General features: G+C 65.4%; 17 protein-coding genes. 8 read left to right on the plus strand and 9 right to left on the minus strand.

Features of this window, described 5'->3' with window-relative positions:
* Window positions 1–991, minus strand: a 991-nt coding sequence (locus ACOZK4_RS12175; RefSeq protein ID WP_421592100.1) for a sugar ABC transporter substrate-binding protein, incomplete at its 3' end; no start/stop codon positions are given.
* A 290-nt stretch (window positions 992–1,281) separates the two neighbouring features.
* Between ACOZK4_RS12175 and ACOZK4_RS12180 the strand changes: the two genes are divergently transcribed.
* The 4 genes from ACOZK4_RS12180 to ACOZK4_RS12195 all read left to right on the plus strand — a co-directional run bounded on the left by ACOZK4_RS12180 (window position 1,282) and on the right by ACOZK4_RS12195 (window position 4,063).
* Entirely contained in the window at window positions 1,282–2,511 is a 1,230-nt protein-coding gene (locus ACOZK4_RS12180; RefSeq protein ID WP_421592101.1) for an ROK family transcriptional regulator, read from the plus strand.
* Window positions 2,512–2,940, plus strand: coding sequence for an RbsD/FucU family protein (locus tag ACOZK4_RS12185; protein ID WP_421592102.1), 429 nt, complete (start codon window positions 2,512–2,514; stop codon window positions 2,938–2,940).
* A 96-nt stretch (window positions 2,941–3,036) separates the two neighbouring features.
* A complete protein-coding gene (locus tag ACOZK4_RS12190) occupies window positions 3,037–3,213 on the plus strand; it encodes a hypothetical protein (RefSeq protein WP_421592103.1) in 177 nt (58 codons plus the stop codon).
* 124 nt (window positions 3,214–3,337) lie between these two features.
* Complete coding sequence (locus ACOZK4_RS12195) at window positions 3,338–4,063, plus strand: type 1 glutamine amidotransferase (protein ID WP_421592246.1); 726 nt, start codon at window positions 3,338–3,340, stop codon at window positions 4,061–4,063.
* On the opposite strand, the gene ACOZK4_RS12200 is transcribed toward ACOZK4_RS12195, so the two are convergent.
* The gene (locus ACOZK4_RS12200; RefSeq protein WP_421592104.1) at window positions 4,060–5,490 is read right to left on the minus strand and encodes a PLP-dependent aminotransferase family protein; all 1,431 of its coding nucleotides are present in this window, start codon (window positions 5,488–5,490) and stop codon (window positions 4,060–4,062) included. The two genes, ACOZK4_RS12195 and ACOZK4_RS12200, sit on opposite strands and share 4 nt — an antisense overlap.
* Before the next feature lie 41 nt (window positions 5,491–5,531).
* Between ACOZK4_RS12200 and ACOZK4_RS12205 the strand changes: the two genes are divergently transcribed.
* Both ACOZK4_RS12205 and ACOZK4_RS12210 read left to right on the plus strand, forming a co-directional pair.
* Window positions 5,532–6,254, plus strand: coding sequence for a pyridoxamine 5'-phosphate oxidase family protein (locus tag ACOZK4_RS12205; protein ID WP_421592105.1), 723 nt, complete (start codon window positions 5,532–5,534; stop codon window positions 6,252–6,254).
* 635 nt (window positions 6,255–6,889) lie between these two features.
* Window positions 6,890–7,687: a hypothetical protein gene (locus tag ACOZK4_RS12210; RefSeq protein WP_421592106.1), complete on the plus strand. Its 798-nt coding sequence runs from the start codon at window positions 6,890–6,892 to the stop codon at window positions 7,685–7,687.
* Between the two features lie 48 nt (window positions 7,688–7,735).
* On the opposite strand, the gene lepA is transcribed toward ACOZK4_RS12210, so the two are convergent.
* Both lepA and ACOZK4_RS12220 read right to left on the minus strand, forming a co-directional pair.
* Window positions 7,736–9,568: a translation elongation factor 4 gene (lepA, locus tag ACOZK4_RS12215; protein WP_313531075.1), complete on the minus strand. Its 1,833-nt coding sequence runs from the start codon at window positions 9,566–9,568 to the stop codon at window positions 7,736–7,738.
* Between the two features lie 61 nt (window positions 9,569–9,629).
* Entirely contained in the window at window positions 9,630–10,880 is a 1,251-nt protein-coding gene (locus tag ACOZK4_RS12220; RefSeq protein WP_421592107.1) for an MFS transporter, read from the minus strand.
* A gap of 143 nt (window positions 10,881–11,023) precedes the next feature.
* Here ACOZK4_RS12220 and ACOZK4_RS12225 point away from each other — a divergent pair, with 143 nt between their 5' ends.
* Entirely contained in the window at window positions 11,024–11,602 is a 579-nt protein-coding gene (locus ACOZK4_RS12225; protein ID WP_421592247.1) for a helix-turn-helix domain-containing protein, read from the plus strand.
* Between the two features lie 7 nt (window positions 11,603–11,609).
* Complete coding sequence (locus ACOZK4_RS12230; RefSeq protein ID WP_421592108.1) at window positions 11,610–12,131, plus strand: GNAT family N-acetyltransferase; 522 nt, start codon at window positions 11,610–11,612, stop codon at window positions 12,129–12,131.
* Between the two features lie 57 nt (window positions 12,132–12,188).
* Here the strand turns inward: ACOZK4_RS12230 and ACOZK4_RS12235 are convergent, their stop codons facing one another.
* From ACOZK4_RS12235 to pcaH, 5 genes are all read right to left on the minus strand, one after another.
* The gene (locus ACOZK4_RS12235) at window positions 12,189–12,365 is read right to left on the minus strand and encodes a hypothetical protein (protein ID WP_421592109.1); all 177 of its coding nucleotides are present in this window, start codon (window positions 12,363–12,365) and stop codon (window positions 12,189–12,191) included.
* 103 nt (window positions 12,366–12,468) lie between these two features.
* Window positions 12,469–13,524 (minus strand): 3-carboxy-cis,cis-muconate cycloisomerase, encoded by a 1,056-nt coding sequence (locus tag ACOZK4_RS12240; protein ID WP_421592110.1) that lies wholly within the window; start codon window positions 13,522–13,524, stop codon window positions 12,469–12,471.
* 252 nt (window positions 13,525–13,776) lie between these two features.
* Entirely contained in the window at window positions 13,777–14,013 is a 237-nt protein-coding gene (locus tag ACOZK4_RS12245) for a CPCC family cysteine-rich protein (protein WP_421592111.1), read from the minus strand.
* Window positions 14,014–14,130: 117 nt separating this feature from the next.
* A complete protein-coding gene (pcaG, locus tag ACOZK4_RS12250) occupies window positions 14,131–14,745 on the minus strand; it encodes a protocatechuate 3,4-dioxygenase subunit alpha (RefSeq protein ID WP_421592112.1) in 615 nt (204 codons plus the stop codon).
* A complete protein-coding gene (gene pcaH / locus ACOZK4_RS12255; RefSeq protein WP_421592113.1) occupies window positions 14,745–15,494 on the minus strand; it encodes a protocatechuate 3,4-dioxygenase subunit beta in 750 nt (249 codons plus the stop codon). Before pcaH ends, pcaG begins: the two co-directional genes overlap by 1 nt.
* Window positions 15,495–15,496: the final 2 nt, after the last annotated feature.

Genomic DNA, 15,496 nt, shown 5'->3' on the forward strand with positions numbered 1-15,496 from the left:
CGATCGACTCGACGCCCGCTGCCGGTTTGTCCGTCACGAGGGCGACGCCCGTGTCGAAGAAGTCCTTGCCTTCGGTGGCCTTCGGCTTTTCGCCGGTGTCGGCGAATTTCTTGATCGCCTCCACACCGAGCGCCGCCATCATCAGCGGATACTGCTGCGAGGTAGCGCCGATGACGCCGTCGATGACGTTCTGGACGCCCGGGCAACCGCCGTCGACCGACACGATCAGCACGTCCTTCTCCTTGCCGACGGCCTTCAGCGCTTCATAGGCGCCGGCAGCGGCCGGTTCGTTGATGGTGTGCACGACGTTGATGGACGGATCCTTCTGCAGGAGGTTTTCCATGGCGGTGCGGCCGCCTTCCTCGTTGCCGTTGGTCACGTCATGGCCGACGATGCGCGGGTCATCCTCGTCGCCGATCTTGTTGATGTCCTTCACGTCGATGCCGAAGCCCTTCATGAAGCCCTGGTCGCGCAGAACGTCGACCGACGGCTGCGAGGGCGTCAGATCGAGGAAGGCGACCTTGGCGTCCTTGGCGGCATCGCCGAGCGTTGCGGCGGCCCACTTGCCGATCAGTTCGCCGGCGAGCAGGTTGTCGGTGGCAAAGGTCATGTCGGCGCTGTCGAGCGGCTCCAGCGGCGTGTCGAGCGCGATGACCAGCAGGCCGGCTTCACGCGCCTTCTGCACCGAGGGAACGATGCCCTTGGTGTCGGACGCGGCAATCAGGATGCCCTTCGCGCCGTCGGCAATGCAGGTCTCGATGGCTGCCACCTGGCTTTCGGAATCGCCGTCGACCTTGCCGGCATAGGCCTTCAGCGTCACGCCGAGTTCCTTCGCCTTGGCTTCGGCGCCTTCCTTCATCTTGACGAAGAAGGGGTTGGTGTCGGTCTTGGTGATCAGGCAGGCGCTGACATCGGCGGCGGCGGCCGGCGAAGAGAAGGCCACGCCGAGCGCAAGGGCGCCAAGAGCGGCGGAAATGATCGATTTCTTCATAGGTATCCTCCCAAGGACAAAACGGGATGCGCTCCTCTCTGGGAGCCATCCGGTCGCAGGTGGCCGTGCGGCTCCTCCGCCAGCCGACCATGCTTCCGGGCTTGAGAAAAACACCAAAAGAAATGCCTGTCAATAAATAAATCGAATTGAATTATTAACCCGATGTGGCATGCTCCGGTCAAGATTGGGCGAAGACCCCGGATGTCACATTTCCGATGGAAGAGCGGAAAGACAGCCGATAAGAGGACCGCAAGAGGCGCGTTGCGCCGCGACCGGGACGGGAGGAGACGATGAGCAAACATGCCGCGACGGCGCCTGCCGCGCCGGCCGAAATCCTCGATCCCAGCGGTGGCGCCAACCAGGTGCGCGTGCGCGCCTATAACGAGCGCCTGGTCATGTCGCTGGTGCGCCGGCACGGCAGCCTGTCCAAGGCCGATATCGCTCGTCGCAGCGGCCTTTCGGCCCAGACCGTCACCGTCATCATGCGCGCGCTGGAGGCCGAGGGCCTGCTGATGCGCGGCGAGCCGATGCGCGGCAAGGTCGGCCAGCCCTCCGTGCCGATGCGGCTCAATCCGGATGCGGTCTATTCGCTGGGTCTCAAGATCGGCCGCCGCAGCGCCGATATCGTCTTGATGGATTTCGTTGGCGGCATCCGCCGGCAGGTGCGGCTGACCTTTCCCTATCCGATGCCCGGCTCGCTGCTGGCCTTCGTCGAGAAGGGGCTGGCGGAGCTCGAAGCCTCGATCACGCCGGAGGAGCGCGCCCGCATCGCCGGCTTCGGCGTCGCCGCCCCCTTCGAGCTGTGGAGCTGGGCAAGCGAGGTGGGCGCCCCGCAGGCCGATATGGACCAGTGGCGCGGCGTCAACCTCGAGGCCGAGATCGCACGCCGCGTGTCCTATCCCGTGACCTTGCAGAACGACGCGACCAGCGCCTGCGCGGCCGAGCTGGTCTTCGGCCTCGGCCCGCAATATCCCGATTTCCTCTACCTCTTCATCGGCTCCTTCATCGGCGGCGGCGTGGTGCTGAATTCGGCGCTCTTCACCGGTCGGACGGGCACCGCCGGCGCCATCGGCCCGCTGCCCGTGCAGGGCCGCAACGGCGAGACGGTGCAGCTGCTGAAAATCGCCTCGATCTACCGGCTGGAAAACCTGCTGCGCGAACACGGCATCGATCCGAAACCCGTCTGGTATTCGCCCGACGACTGGGTTGATTTCGGCGCACCGCTGCAGATCTGGATCGACGACATGGCGGCCGCACTCGCGCAGGCGGTTGTCGCCTCGGCGTCGGTCATCGACTTCTCGGCGGTCATCATCGATGGCGGCTTTCCGGCCTGGGTGCGCGAGCGTGTCGTCGCCGCCACGCGGGCCGCTGTCGCCCGGCTCGACCTGCAGGGTGTCACCATGCCGGAGATCGTCGAAGGCGCGGTCGGCAGCCGGGCGCGCTCGGTCGGCGGCGCCAGCCTGCCGCTGTTCTCCCGCTATCTTCCTGATCATAACGTCCTCTTCAAGGAGCTTGCCTGAATGTTGAAAGGTATCGACCCCATCCTGAGCCCCGAGCTGCTCTCGACGCTGCGCGCCATGGGCCACGGCGACGAGATCGCCATCGTCGACGGCAATTACCCCGGTGTCGAACATGCCCGCCGCCTCGTCCGCCTCGACGGTGTGGCGCTCATCCCCGCCGTCAATGCCGTGCTGTCCGTCATGCCAATTGACGATTTCGTCGAGGAGGCGATCTTCCGCTCGACCTTCCGCCAGGAGCGCGACACGCTGGAGCCCGTCCACCACGAGATCATCGCCTGCTGTGCCCACCACGAGCCGGACCGCCAGGTCGTGCCGCTCGTCGGCGCCGATTTCTACAACCGCGTGCGCGCCGCCCATACGCTGGTGCAGACCAGCGAGCCGCGGCTCTATGCGAATGTGATCCTGCGCAAGGGTGTCATTTATCCCTGACCCTGTTCCATCCGGAACAGCGGCGGGGCGGGCGATATGAGACTTTCAGATCACCGGATGAGAGAGACTCATCCTTAACCGATCAGGAGAGACCCCATGCGCAAGTTCATCGTTTCCGCCACCGTTGCCCTCGTCGCCGCCGTCTCCTTCGCGGCCCCCTCGCAGGCCGGTTACTACAGCTACGATTACCAGCCGTACTGCTTCATCAAGAAGATCAAGTCCTACGACTACTACGGCAACGTCGTCATCAAGCGCATCAAGGTCTGCCGCTGATTTCTTCCTTTCGTCGATCCTCCCCGCCTGACCCGGCTCGAAAGAGCCGGGTTCTTTCTGTTTGAGCCCTTGAACGAAGCAAAAGGGCATGGTTGTGTCGCGCGATATCGAAAGGGAGTATCGCATGCGGGTTCTGGTGGTGGAAAACGACAGGGTAACGCTGCTCGGGCAGATCGGCATTGCGCTTGAGGAAGTCGGCGCCGAACTCGATATCTGCCGCCCCCATGCCGGCGACGCCATCCCCGCCGACGAGACCGGCCATGACGCCATCGTGGTCATGGGCGGGCCGCAGAATGCCCGCGACGACGAAAACCACGCCTATCTGCCGGATCTCGCCGCCTTGATGCGCCGCTTCGGCGATGCCGACAAATCCGTGCTCGGCGTCTGCCTCGGCAGCCAGCTTCTGGCGCGAGCCTATGGCGCGGAGAACCTGATCGGCACCCATCCGGAATTCGGCTGGTGCCAGGTGGCGCTCACCAAGGACGGTGCCGGCGATCCCGTGCTGTCCGCTGCCGCCGGCAGCTTCCCGATCTTCGAATGGCACAGCGATTCCTTCACGTTGCCCGAGGGTGCGGTGCGCCTTGCCGGCAATGCCGCCGCAGAAAACCAGGCCTTCCGCCTCGGCCGTGCCATCTACGGCACGCAGTTCCATTTCGAGGCGAGCCGCCCGGTCGTCGAGGCCTGGGTCGAGACCTTCCCGGACCTGATCCGGACCACTGCGCCCGAATGGTATGCACACCGCGACGCCCTTGCCGCCGAACACGGCCCGGCCGCCGACGCCACCGGCCTTGCGCTGGCCCGTGCCTGGGTGGCGACGATCGGTGCGGCGGAAGCCCGCCGCGTCGCCTAGCGACCGGCGATCGCGGCCGCGAATCGCCTTGCGGCCGCCTCCAGCACTTCGGGTGCAAAGCCTGAGAAGCCGATCACCAGACCCTGCCGCTGCGCATGGGTGACGGCCATGGCCGAGAGGGCGCGCACACCCAGCCCGGCCTGACGGGCGATCTCGACGGCCTGCGTATCGGCAAGCGATGGGGGTAGCGCTGCGACGAGGTGCAGACCCTGGTCCGGCACATCGACGGTGAGGTTCTGCGCCGTAGAAAGCCCTGCGACCAGGGCATCCCGTGCCGCCTGCGCCTGCCGCCTTGCCCGCCTCAGATGCGCTGAAAAATGACCCTCGCGGATGAGGTCGGTCAGCGCGGCCTCGGCCAGTGTCGGCGGGCTGCGGTCGGTGCGGATGCGCAGCGCGATGACCTCATCGAGCAGCGCCTCGGGGAGCACGGCATAGCCGAGCCGCAGGCCGGGAAACAGCACCTTGGAGAAGGTGCCGAGATAGATCACGCGGCCGCTGTCATCCATGCCCTGCATGGCGGCAAGTGGCGGGCCGGCGTAGCGGAATTCGCTGTCATAATCGTCCTCAAGGATCCAGCCGCCGGTCTCCCGCGCCCAGTCGATCAGCGCAAGCCGGCGGCGCATACTCATGGCGACGCCGAGCGGGAACTGGTGCGAGGGCGTGACATAGACCGCCTTGGCGCCCGGCACGGCCTGCCCGATATCCGCACCCTCCGCATCGACCGGCAGGCCGGTGAGAGCAAGACCGGCGCCGGCAAGAGCGGCTCGGGCGCTCGGATAACAGGGATCCTCGATCATAACCCGGTCGCCGACGGCAAGCGCGCTGCGGATGACGAGGTCGATGCCCTGCTGCGTGCCGGTGGTAATGACGATCGAGCGCGCCTCGCAGCGCACGCCGCGCGCCTGCCGCAGATAGGCGGCGATGGCCTGGCGCAGCGCATCGCCGCCGCGCGGATCGCCATAGTAAAAATGCTCCGGGCCAGGACGGGCGAGGTGGCGCGCAAGCAGCGTGCGGAACAGGCCGAGCGTGCGGGCATCGGCCATCGCCACGCCGAGCGTGCCCGGCAGTGGCATTTTGGGTGCGACGCTCTCCGATGGTGCGGGGATCGTGGGTTTCACCGTCGGCACGCGGCCGGCGACGAAGGTGCCGGCGCCGGTGCGGGCCTCGGCATAACCCTCGGCGATCAGCATTTCGAAGGCGGCGACCACGCTGCCGCGCGATGTCTTCAGCCGGCCGGCAAGGTCGCGTGACGGCGGCAGCTTGGCGCCGGGCGGGATGCCGCCCGCCTCGATCAGCCGGCGCAGTTCGCGGTAGAGCGCCGGCGTGCGTTTTCCCGCCGTCGGCAGGACGGGAATGAGCGAGGACCAATCCGGAAGATTGGTCCTGATTTTTTCCTCTGAATTGGTGCTTTTTCGATCCAATGGCATGGCGCACCATGGCGGCACAGTGTTTGAAAGGCAAGAGCCGCATGACCGCCGAGACCGAAACCGCATCCTACCCCGTCACCCCGCGCAACCGCGTCAAGCGCATGCACGAGCGCGGCAGTTATGACCGCGAAGCGGTCCATGCCATCCTCGATGCGGCCATGCTCTGTCATGTCGCCTATGTCATCGACGGCCAGCCCTATGCCACGCCGACGCTGTTCTGGCGCAGGGGCGACACGCTCTACTGGCACGGCTCGTCGGCCAGCCGCATGCTGCGCCACCTCAAGGCTGGCACGCCCGCCTGCCTCACCGTCGCCCATCTCGATGGTCTCGTGCTCGCCCGCTCCGGCTTCAACCATTCGGCCAACTACCGCTCCGCCATGTGCTTCGGCACGGCGCGGCTCGTCGAGGACGAGGCGGAGAAGATTACGGCGATGCGCGACGTCGTCGACCGCTTCTATCCCGAACGCAGCGCGCTCTTGCGCCCCATCACGCCGCAGGAGGCCAAGGCGACGACGATCATCGCCATGGTCATCGACGATGCCGCCGCAAAGGTCCGCGCCAAGGGCGTCGGCGACGACGAGGAAGATTTCGCCCTGCCGATCTGGGCCGGCGTCATCCCCGTCACGACCGTGCTTGGGGAGGTGCAGACATGTCACCGGCTGGTGGACGGTGTCGACAAGCCGGAAACGCTGTCGCTCTTTCCCGCAGGCGGCCGGCTCGACACGGCTCTTCTCGAAGGGCAGCGAATCTACGAGAACGCCTGAGGCGTCTCCACAAGCCACGGTCCACGCGGCGGATTTTCCGCCCGTGGGTTCAAAGAGCATTTCGGACGGAGCGCCGGTGGTGCCGCATCTGAAATAGGTAAAATGACACCTTCCGGCGCCCCGTTCGGCGGTTTTTGCCTGCGACTCCGGTCTCTCTGGGAGGATGGGTCTATGGGAACGGTGGCGTGCCTTTCCGTGGGAAAGCGCCATGCACGCCCTCAGACTTACGGTGCCGCAGCCATGGCCGCCGGTCGGCACCGTCTTCCATCGCGCCGGACAAACCAGGGAAACCCCTCGGACGTCATCCGGCGCCAAACCCGATCCCTTTGTGTGCCACACAGGCACGCCCGCCGAATTTATCAGGAGAAACGAAGGGAACAGTCCGCCGCCCCGCCGCTTCCCCCGGATCGCCGGAGGGAGACCATTTTCCGCGGACCCTTTCGATGAAGGCCTACGTCCTTCCCGCACCGAAAGCGCCGATCCCGCCTCGCTGCCACGCCTGGCAGTGTATCCGTGACGAGATGGTTGGGATTGTAGGCACAGGTTGAGAGGGCGGGGAAAATTGTGCTGCGGAGAGCGAGGATCGCGCACGCCTCCTGCTTGATTCTTGGCGGGGCGTGACGAATGGTGTGCACATGGAAGATCTCACCGACATCCTCTCCTCCCTTCTGTCCGGCTTCGGCGTCGTGCTGGCGACCATTGGGGTGGTGCTCGCCTCCTATTTCGTCGCGCGCCGGCTGCTGCATCCGGGACAGGAGGGCGACAGGACGCTGGAAGTGGCGGGAAACGTCGCCGTGCGCGTCGCCACGCTGCACAGCCTCATTCTCGGCCTCGTCTATGCGCAGGAACTCGACGACTACAAGGGCGTGCGCGCCACGCTGGTCGATGAAGCGATCGCGATCTCGGATGTCTTCAACGATGCGGGCCGCTATGGCGGCGCGATCACGCTGCCGGTACAGCAGGGGCTCGCGCGCTACGTCGCTATCGTCGTCGACGAGGAATGGGAACGGCTGGCGCATCGCGACGGGCTTTCGCCGCGGGCCTGGGAGGAGTGGAACGCCGTTTATGCCCGCGTGCTGGACCTGGTGCCGGCCACGGAACGCGAACGCTACCTGAGCGGCCATATGCGCGAAAAGACCGCGACCATCGCCCGCTACCGGCAGCTGCGCGAGGCGTCGTCGGCCGGCCGCTTCTCCGGCCTGTTCTGGGGACCGGCGATCATCGGCCTCATCATCATTTCGGCGGCCTTCTACGTCTATCGGCCGACCAAGACGCACCTCGTCCTGCTCTCGTTCTTCGGCGCCTATTCCGGCGTCATCCTGTTCTTCATCTTCGCCTTCTCCAATCCCTACGCCAACCCCGGAAAGCTGCCGCCCCGGCCGTTCGAGCGCCTGTTGAACGGCGATGTCGGCAAGGTGCTGCCGCCGTCGTGAGGATATCCGCGGCAAGAAAAAAGGGAGGCTGAGCCTCCCTTTTCCGTCTTATTCGTCGCCCATCTTGAGTGCGGCGATGAAGGCTTCCTGCGGGATCTCCACCTTGCCGAACTGGCGCATGCGCTTCTTGCCGGCCTTCTGCTTGTCGAGCAGCTTGCGCTTGCGGGTGGCGTCGCCGCCGTAGCACTTGGCCGTCACGTCCTTGCGCAGCGCCGAGATGGTCTCGCGGGCGATCACGTTGCCGCCGATGGCGGCCTGGATCGGGATCTTGAACATGTGCTTCGGGATCAGCTCCTTGAGCTTCTCGCACATGTCGCGGCCGCGCTTTTCGGCGGCCATGCGGTGCACCATCATGGAAAGCGCATCGACCGGCTCGCCGTTCACCAGGATCGACATCTTCACCAGATGGCCTTCCTTGTGGTCGGTGATCTGGTAGTCGAAGGAGGCATAACCCTTGGAGATCGACTTCAGGCGGTCGTAGAAATCGAAGACGACTTCGTTGAGCGGCAGGTCATAGGTCAGCATGGCGCGCGTGCCGACATAGGTCAGCTCGATCTGGATGCCGCGGCGGTCCTGGCAGAGCTTGAGGATGCCGCCGAGATAATCGTCGGGCGTCAGGATCGTCGCGCGGATCCACGGCTCGTGGATCTCGGAGATTTTCACGACGTCGGGCATGTCGGCCGGGTTGTGCAGCTCGCGCATCGTGCCGTCAGTCATGTAGAGCTGATAGACGACCGAGGGGGCCGTCGCGATCAGGTCGAGATCGAACTCGCGCTCCAGACGCTCCTGGATGATTTCGAGATGCAGCAGGCCGAGGAAGCCGCAGCGGAAGCCGAAGCCGAGCGCCGCCGACGATTCCATTTCGAAGGAGAACGAGGCGTCGTTGAGGCGCAGCTTGCCCATCGCCGAGCGCAGGTCCTCGAAATCGGCGGCATCGACCGGGAAGAGGCCGCAGAACACCACCGGCTGGGCCGGCTTGAAGCCCGGCAGGGCCTTGGCGGTCGGGCGCTTGTCCTCGGTGATCGTGTCGCCGACGCGGGTATCGGCCACTTCCTTGATCGAGGCGGTGATGAAGCCGATCTCGCCGGGGCCGAGTGAGTCCATCGCGACCATCTTCGGCGTCAGCACACCGACGCGCTCGATGGTGTATTTGGCGTCCGTGCCCATCATGCGGATGGTCTGGCCCTTGCTGATGCGGCCTTCGATGACGCGCACGAGAACCATGACGCCGAGATAGGTGTCGTACCACGAGTCGACCAGCAGCGCCTTCAGGGGGGCCTTCTCGCCGCCTTCGCTCTTCGGCGCGGGCAGGCGCTTGACGATGGCTTCCAGCACGTCGGGAATGCCGAGGCCGGTCTTGGCCGAGATCAGCACAGCGTCGGAGGCATCGATGCCGATGACTTCCTCGATCTGTTCCTTGATGCGGTCGGGCTCGGCTGCCGGCAGGTCGATCTTGTTGAGCACGGTGACGAGCTCGTGGTTGTTGTCGATCGCCTGGTAGACATTGGCGAGCGTCTGGGCTTCCACGCCCTGGGAGGCGTCGACGACCAGAAGCGAGCCCTCGCAGGCCGACAGCGAACGCGAGACTTCATAGGCGAAGTCGACGTGGCCGGGCGTGTCGATGAGGTTCAACACATAGGTCTCGCCGTCGTTGGCCTTGTAGTGCAGGCGCACGGTCTGGGCCTTGATGGTGATGCCGCGCTCGCGCTCGATATCCATCGAATCGAGGACCTGTTCCGACATCTCGCGTTCGGCAAGGCCGCCGGTCGTCTGGATCAGACGGTCGGCGAGCGTCGACTTGCCGTGGTCGATATGGGCCACGATGGAGAAGTTGCGGATATGGTCGAGGGGCGTCGAAGTGTTGGTGCTCATGCGCGCCATATAGCAGCGCACTGGATTCCCGCAAAGCGGTAAATGAAGGGTTTCGGGACGGGAAGCGTCGCTATTCCGGGGCGTTCTGGCCTTCGACCAGCGCGCCGGCATTCGGCACCTGGGCGCTTCTGATCTCGAAGGTCTCGCGTGCCTCCACCGGCACCGTCTCGCGGCGGCGCAGGCGGTGTGCGACGAAGGCGGCGTAGGCGACCGCGACGGCCATGGCGGCATAGATGAAGGTTTTGGGGCCGAAGGTCGGCGTCAGCGCCGTGACAGCGAGCGGCACGAGCGTTGCCGCCGCCGACCAGGCGACGAGCAGCGTCGAGGCGAGCGGCACGAAATCCTCGGGATCCGTGCGGTCGTTGGCATGGGCGTTGGCGATGGAATACACGCTTTCGGTCGCTCCCGCCCAGAGCGCGAAGACCAGCATGAGGATGACCAGCGCCTGGAAGGAGACGAAGAGCGCGGCGATGGCGGCTCCCGTGATGAGCAGGCAGGTGAAGATCAGCACGACGCGCCGGTCGATGCGGTCGGACAGCGTCCCGAGCGGATATTGCACGAAGAGCAGGCCGAACTGCATGACGAACATCAGGAGCGCCACGTCCTTCTGCCCGACATTGTTGGTGGCGGCGTAGATCGGCGTAAAACCCTGCACGACCATGGAAAGGCCGCCGGCAGCGAGCACGCCGATGAGTGCGACGGGCGAATTGCGCCAGGCCATGGCGAAATCCACGCTGACGCTGGCGGGTGCCGGCGGCGTCGGCAGTCGGGTGAGGCCGATCGGCAGGATGGCGAGCGTCGTGACGAAGATGGTGACGAGCGGCGCGAGATTGCCATCGGCCGGCATCTGGCCGAAGAGCCAGGCGCCGACGCCGAGCCCCAGCACATAGGCCATGTAGAAGAACGACATGGCCTTGCCGCGCCAGCGGTTGTCGGCGGCGTGGTTCAGCCAGCTCTGGGCGATGATGAAATTGGCGTTGCCCGCCGTGCCGTAGATGCCGCGTGCCAAAACCCACAGCAGCGGATTGACGCCGAGCGCCACGAGGAAGGCGGCGATGAGGACGAGCGCCATTGAGCAGGAAAACGCCCGTGCATGGCCGACGCGGCGAATGACTGGGCCGGCAAGGATGCAGCCGAGCAGGCCGCCGAAGGCGATGGCCGTGACGGCGGCACCGGGCGTCCAGGACGGCGCGTCGGCGCGCGACAGCACATAGGGCACATAGGCGAGCATGATGCCGTTGCCGATGGCGACGAAGGTCATCGAGACGACGATGGCGGTGATGGAAAAGAGCGACGACGCCCGCTGTGTTTCCCCCGCCATGTGCCGCTCCCTCCGATTCTCGTGCGGCCACCATATCTGGTCAGGCCGATGTCGCATTGTCGCCGGAGCGCCATGGACGAGAATTATTTTGGGATGAGGTCATGCCGGTTGACTCCATTATCCGGGAGAATTATTCCATGATAATGGAAAATGAAAGCGATCCCCTGGAAAGCGCCATCGGCGAGCGGCTGCGGCAGCTGCGCATGGCCCGCAATCAGACGCTGGACGACCTGGCCGGTGCCTCTGGTGTCAGCCGGGCGATGATCTCGCGCATCGAGCGCGGCGAGGCGAGCCCAACGGCGCAGCTGCTCTCGCGGCTCTGCGCCGCACTCGACCTGACGCTGTCGGCCTTCTTCGCCTTTTCGGGGGAGGCGGGCGATCCGCTGTCGCGGCGGGAGACGCAGACCGTCTGGCGCGATCCGGAAACCGGCTACCAGCGCCGCGCCGTCTCGGCCGCCAACACGGCCGCGCGCGTCGAGGTGATCGATGTCGAGTTCCCCCCCGGTGCGCGCATCGCCTATCCGCCGGAGACGGCCAAGGCCGGCATGACGCAGCATGTCTGGCTGTTTTCCGGGCGCCTGCGCATGACGATTGCCGGAACCGTGCATGATCTTAACCCCGGCGACTGCCTCTATATGAGCATCACCGAGGGCCATGTCTTCGAAAACCCCGGCGACGCGCCGGCGCATTATGCCGTGGTGCTGGACCGCGGCAGAGCCTGAGGGAAAAATGAGCGATATCAGACTGCTCGACCAAGCCGAAGCGCAGGCCCGCATCGGCGAATTGTCCGAGGTGCTGGCCGATTGCGTGGCGGGCGGCGCCTCCGTGGGCTTCATGGCGCCCTATGGGCCTGCCGATGCCGTGCCGTTCTGGCAAGGCGTGGCGGCGGCCGTCGGCGCGCAGGCGACGCTGCTCTTTGCCGCCGAGCGGGAGGGCCGCATCGTCGGCACGGTGCAGATCGGCATCAGCCAGATGCCGAACCAGCCGCACCGGGCGGATGTGAAGAAGCTGCTCGTCATGGAAAGCGAACGCGGCCGGGGCGTGGCGCGCGCCCTGATGACGGCGGCGGAAGCCGAAGCCGCAAGGCGCGGCAAGACCGTGCTGGTGCTGGATACCGCGACCGGCAGCCCGGCGGAAACCGTCTATGAACGGCTCGGCTGGCAGCGGGCGGGCGTCATTCCCGACTATGCGCTCTATCCGGACGGCCGCTATTGCGCGACGACCTTTTTCTACAAGCGCATCGGCGCATGACAAAAACCCGGATGCAGGGGACATCCGGGTTTTCGGGGAGGTCAGTGGAAGGCTGGATTACTTGCAGACCTTGATCTTCTTGATCACCAGGTTGCCATAGTAGTCGTAGGACTTGATCTTCTTGATGAAGCAGTGCGGCTTGTGGCCGTAGCCGTAGTAGCCGGCCTGCGAGGGAGCGGCGAAGGAAACGGCGGCGATAAGGGCGATGGTGGCGGAAACAATGATCTTGCGCATGGGGATCTCCTGATCTCTGTAGGATGAGCCTCTCTCATCCGGTGTGAGCAGACTTTCCCACGATCCTCCGCCGCGCGCTGTTCCGCATGGAACAGGGCAGCGTTTATTCCGTCCCGATCTGGCGGATGGCGGCAAAAAGTTCGCCGCCGAGCCTCAGTGCCGCCCCACAGGCGACCACCATCTGCGGCAGGATCAGCCATTCGAGCGTCCAGGCGGCACCCGAGCGCTCCTGTTCATGCACCGCCGCCTGAGCGATGCCGCCAAGCTGGGCGGCGTTGAAACGGGCGAGCGTCACCAGCGCTTCGGCGGCGACCGGGTTCTGCTTGTGCGGCATGGCGGAAGAGCCGCCGCCCCCGGCAAGCATGATCTCCCCGCCGCGATCCGCCATCAGCGCGATGTCCTGCCCGATCTTGCCGAGGCTGCCGGTGATGGCGGCGAGCAGGCCGGCAAGTTCAGTGACGCGGTCGCGCTGGCTGTGCCATTGCGGCGCGTCGACGAGGCCGAGTTCATCGGCCAGCGTGGCGCGCACGGCGGCAGCTTTGTCGCCAAGCTTTTCCAGCGTGCCCGCCGCGCCGCCGAACTGCACGGCAAGCCCTTCCAGCGCAAAGATTTGCAGTCGTTCGGCAATGCGCTCCAGCGGCTGGCGCCAGCTGTCGAGGCGGTCGGCCACGGTGATGGGAATGGCCTGCTGCATACGCGTGCGGCCCATCAGGCTGTGTGTACCAAACGTCGCCGCGAGGGCGGCCAGTCCGCCGATCAGCCCGTCCAGCCGGTCCTCCAAAAGGGGCAGGACGCGCGACAGGCGCAGCATCAGGCTGCTGTCGATGACATCCTGGCTGGTCGCGCCGAAATGCAGGTGTCTTGCATGCGGCTCGTTAACGGCGGCGTGCAGCTGCCGAACGAGATCCGGCACGACGACGCCATCACGCGCCGTCGCGGCACGCAGGCTCGTGACATCGGGCGAAAAACGATGCGCCGCGCGCGCGATGGCGTGGGCCGCATCGGCCGGAATGACCCCCGCCAAGGCCTCCGCCTTCGCCAGCGCCACCTCGAAGGCCAGCATGGCCTCCAGCTCCGCCGCGGCGGAAAAGAACGATGCCACCTCTTCGTCGCCGACGAGGCCGGAGAGGTAGGGGTGGTCGAAGGGCGAAACGGTCATGGGGTGCCTCTTTTCGGCGGATAGCGTGGGCGTGGGCTGGATGGGGCGTGGGGTTCAAGTCCTGACACGACCAAGGGAATGAAGGACGCCCGGATATAGAGCGGTGTGGAGCAGGTATTGTTGATTTCCGTACCGCGATACCCCCGACCGAAAGCGCCGCCAGCAATTAGTTAGTCGAGCAGAACGCCGGCTGAAGTTTACTATCAGCTCAGTTATCTTGAGTGATGCCTCGCCCCGAATCGCGCTGACATGTCAGTATCCGCAGTGACCCGTCCGCAGGTAGTTGAGGCGCGCTGCGGCGAGAGACAAAGGACCGTTGGGGCCTCCCCTCACAACGTGAGCGTCGGCGTCACTTTGACCATCATCTTCCCATCCGCAGCGTTCGCAGATCTCAAAACCTGCTGGTTCACATATGGTCAACGCACTGCAGCAGGGACACGGGAGGAGTCTCGGAGAAGTCATACTCCATCCTCGAACACGGCTGTGCATTTGTCCACCAGAACAGCGAGCGATAGGAAGTGAGCGTCATGTGCGGCAACTCCTTTTGTGACCTCCGGCTTTGATCCGATAATGCCCCTATAGGCAGAGCGGCCACCATGAGTGGCTTTAAATATCGAAAAACACGGTCTCCTTCTCACCCTGCAGATGAATGTCGAAGCGATAGTGATCGCCTTCACCCGCGGCGATCAACGTCGGCACGCGCACGCGGTGTTCGATGCGGGCGAGCACCGGGTCTTCAGCGTTGGCGGCCTCCTCGTCGGCGAAATACATCCTTGTGTTGAGGCCGAGATTGATGCCGCGGGCGACGATCCAGACGGAGATGTGTGGGGCCATCGGGCGGCCGTCGCGGAAGGGGACGCGGCCGGGTTTGATGGTGTCGAAACGGTATTCGCCGGTCGTGCCGTCGGTGGCGCATCGGCCCCAGCCGGTGAAGTTGGGGTCGGCGCTGCCGCGCAGTTCGGACGGGCTGTTGTAGAGGCCGGCGGCGTCGGCCTGCCAGATTTCGAGGAGCGCGTCCTTCAGCGGCGTGCCGGTGCCGTCGAGCACGCGGCCGGTGATGGTGATGCGCCGGCCGAGCGTCCTGTCGTTGACCATGACGGCGCCGAGGTCGGTGTCGTAAACGCCGCCGATGCCGGCATGGTTGGGCGTCAGGCCGATATGGACATAGGGGCCGGCGGTCTGCGAGGCGCTTTCCTTGAGATAACCGAGGGACTGGACCATCAATTGCCCTCCATGCGGTTTTCGAACAGCGTCGAGCGGCGGCCGCGCAGCACGATGTCGAACTTGTAGGCGCGCGCATCCATCGGGATCGTGTTGCCCCAGTCGAGCGCGGCGACCAGTTGCTCGACGGCCGCCTTGTCCGGGATCGTCTGTACGATGGGACACTTCCAGATCATCGGGTCACCCTCGAAATACATCTGCGTGATCAGCCGCTGGGCAAAGCCGTGGCCGAAGACGGAGAAGTGGATATGCGCCGGGCGCCAGTCGTTGACGCCGTTCGGCCAGGGATAGGGGCCGGGCTTGATGGTGCGGAAGGCATAACAGCCGTCCGCATCGGTGATGGTGCGGCCGCAGCCGCCGAAATTCGGATCGAGCGGCGCGAGGTAACTTTCCTTCTTGTGGCGATAGCGCCCGCCGGCATTGGCCTGCCAGAATTCGAGGAGCGCGCCTGGGACCGGGCGTGCCCGCTCGTCCAGCACGCGGCCATGCACGATGATGCGCTCGCCGATGGCGCTTTCGCCCGGCTTTGCAAAATTATGGATCAGGTCGTTGTCGAGCTCACCCAGAATGGAGTGGCCGAAGACAGGGCCGGTGATTTCCGAGATCGTGCCGTCGAGCGACAGCAGCGCCTTCTGCGGCGAGCGCAGCACGGAGGTCTTGTAGCCGGGGGTGAGGCCGGGCGGGTGCCACAGGCGATCGCGCGCGAAGAAGGCGCCGGTTTCGGGTTTTCGGTTGGGAAGATCGTTCATCG

The sequence above is a fragment of the Shinella sp. M27 genome (assembly GCF_049199905.1).
Classification (GTDB): Bacteria; Pseudomonadota; Alphaproteobacteria; order Rhizobiales; family Rhizobiaceae; genus Shinella.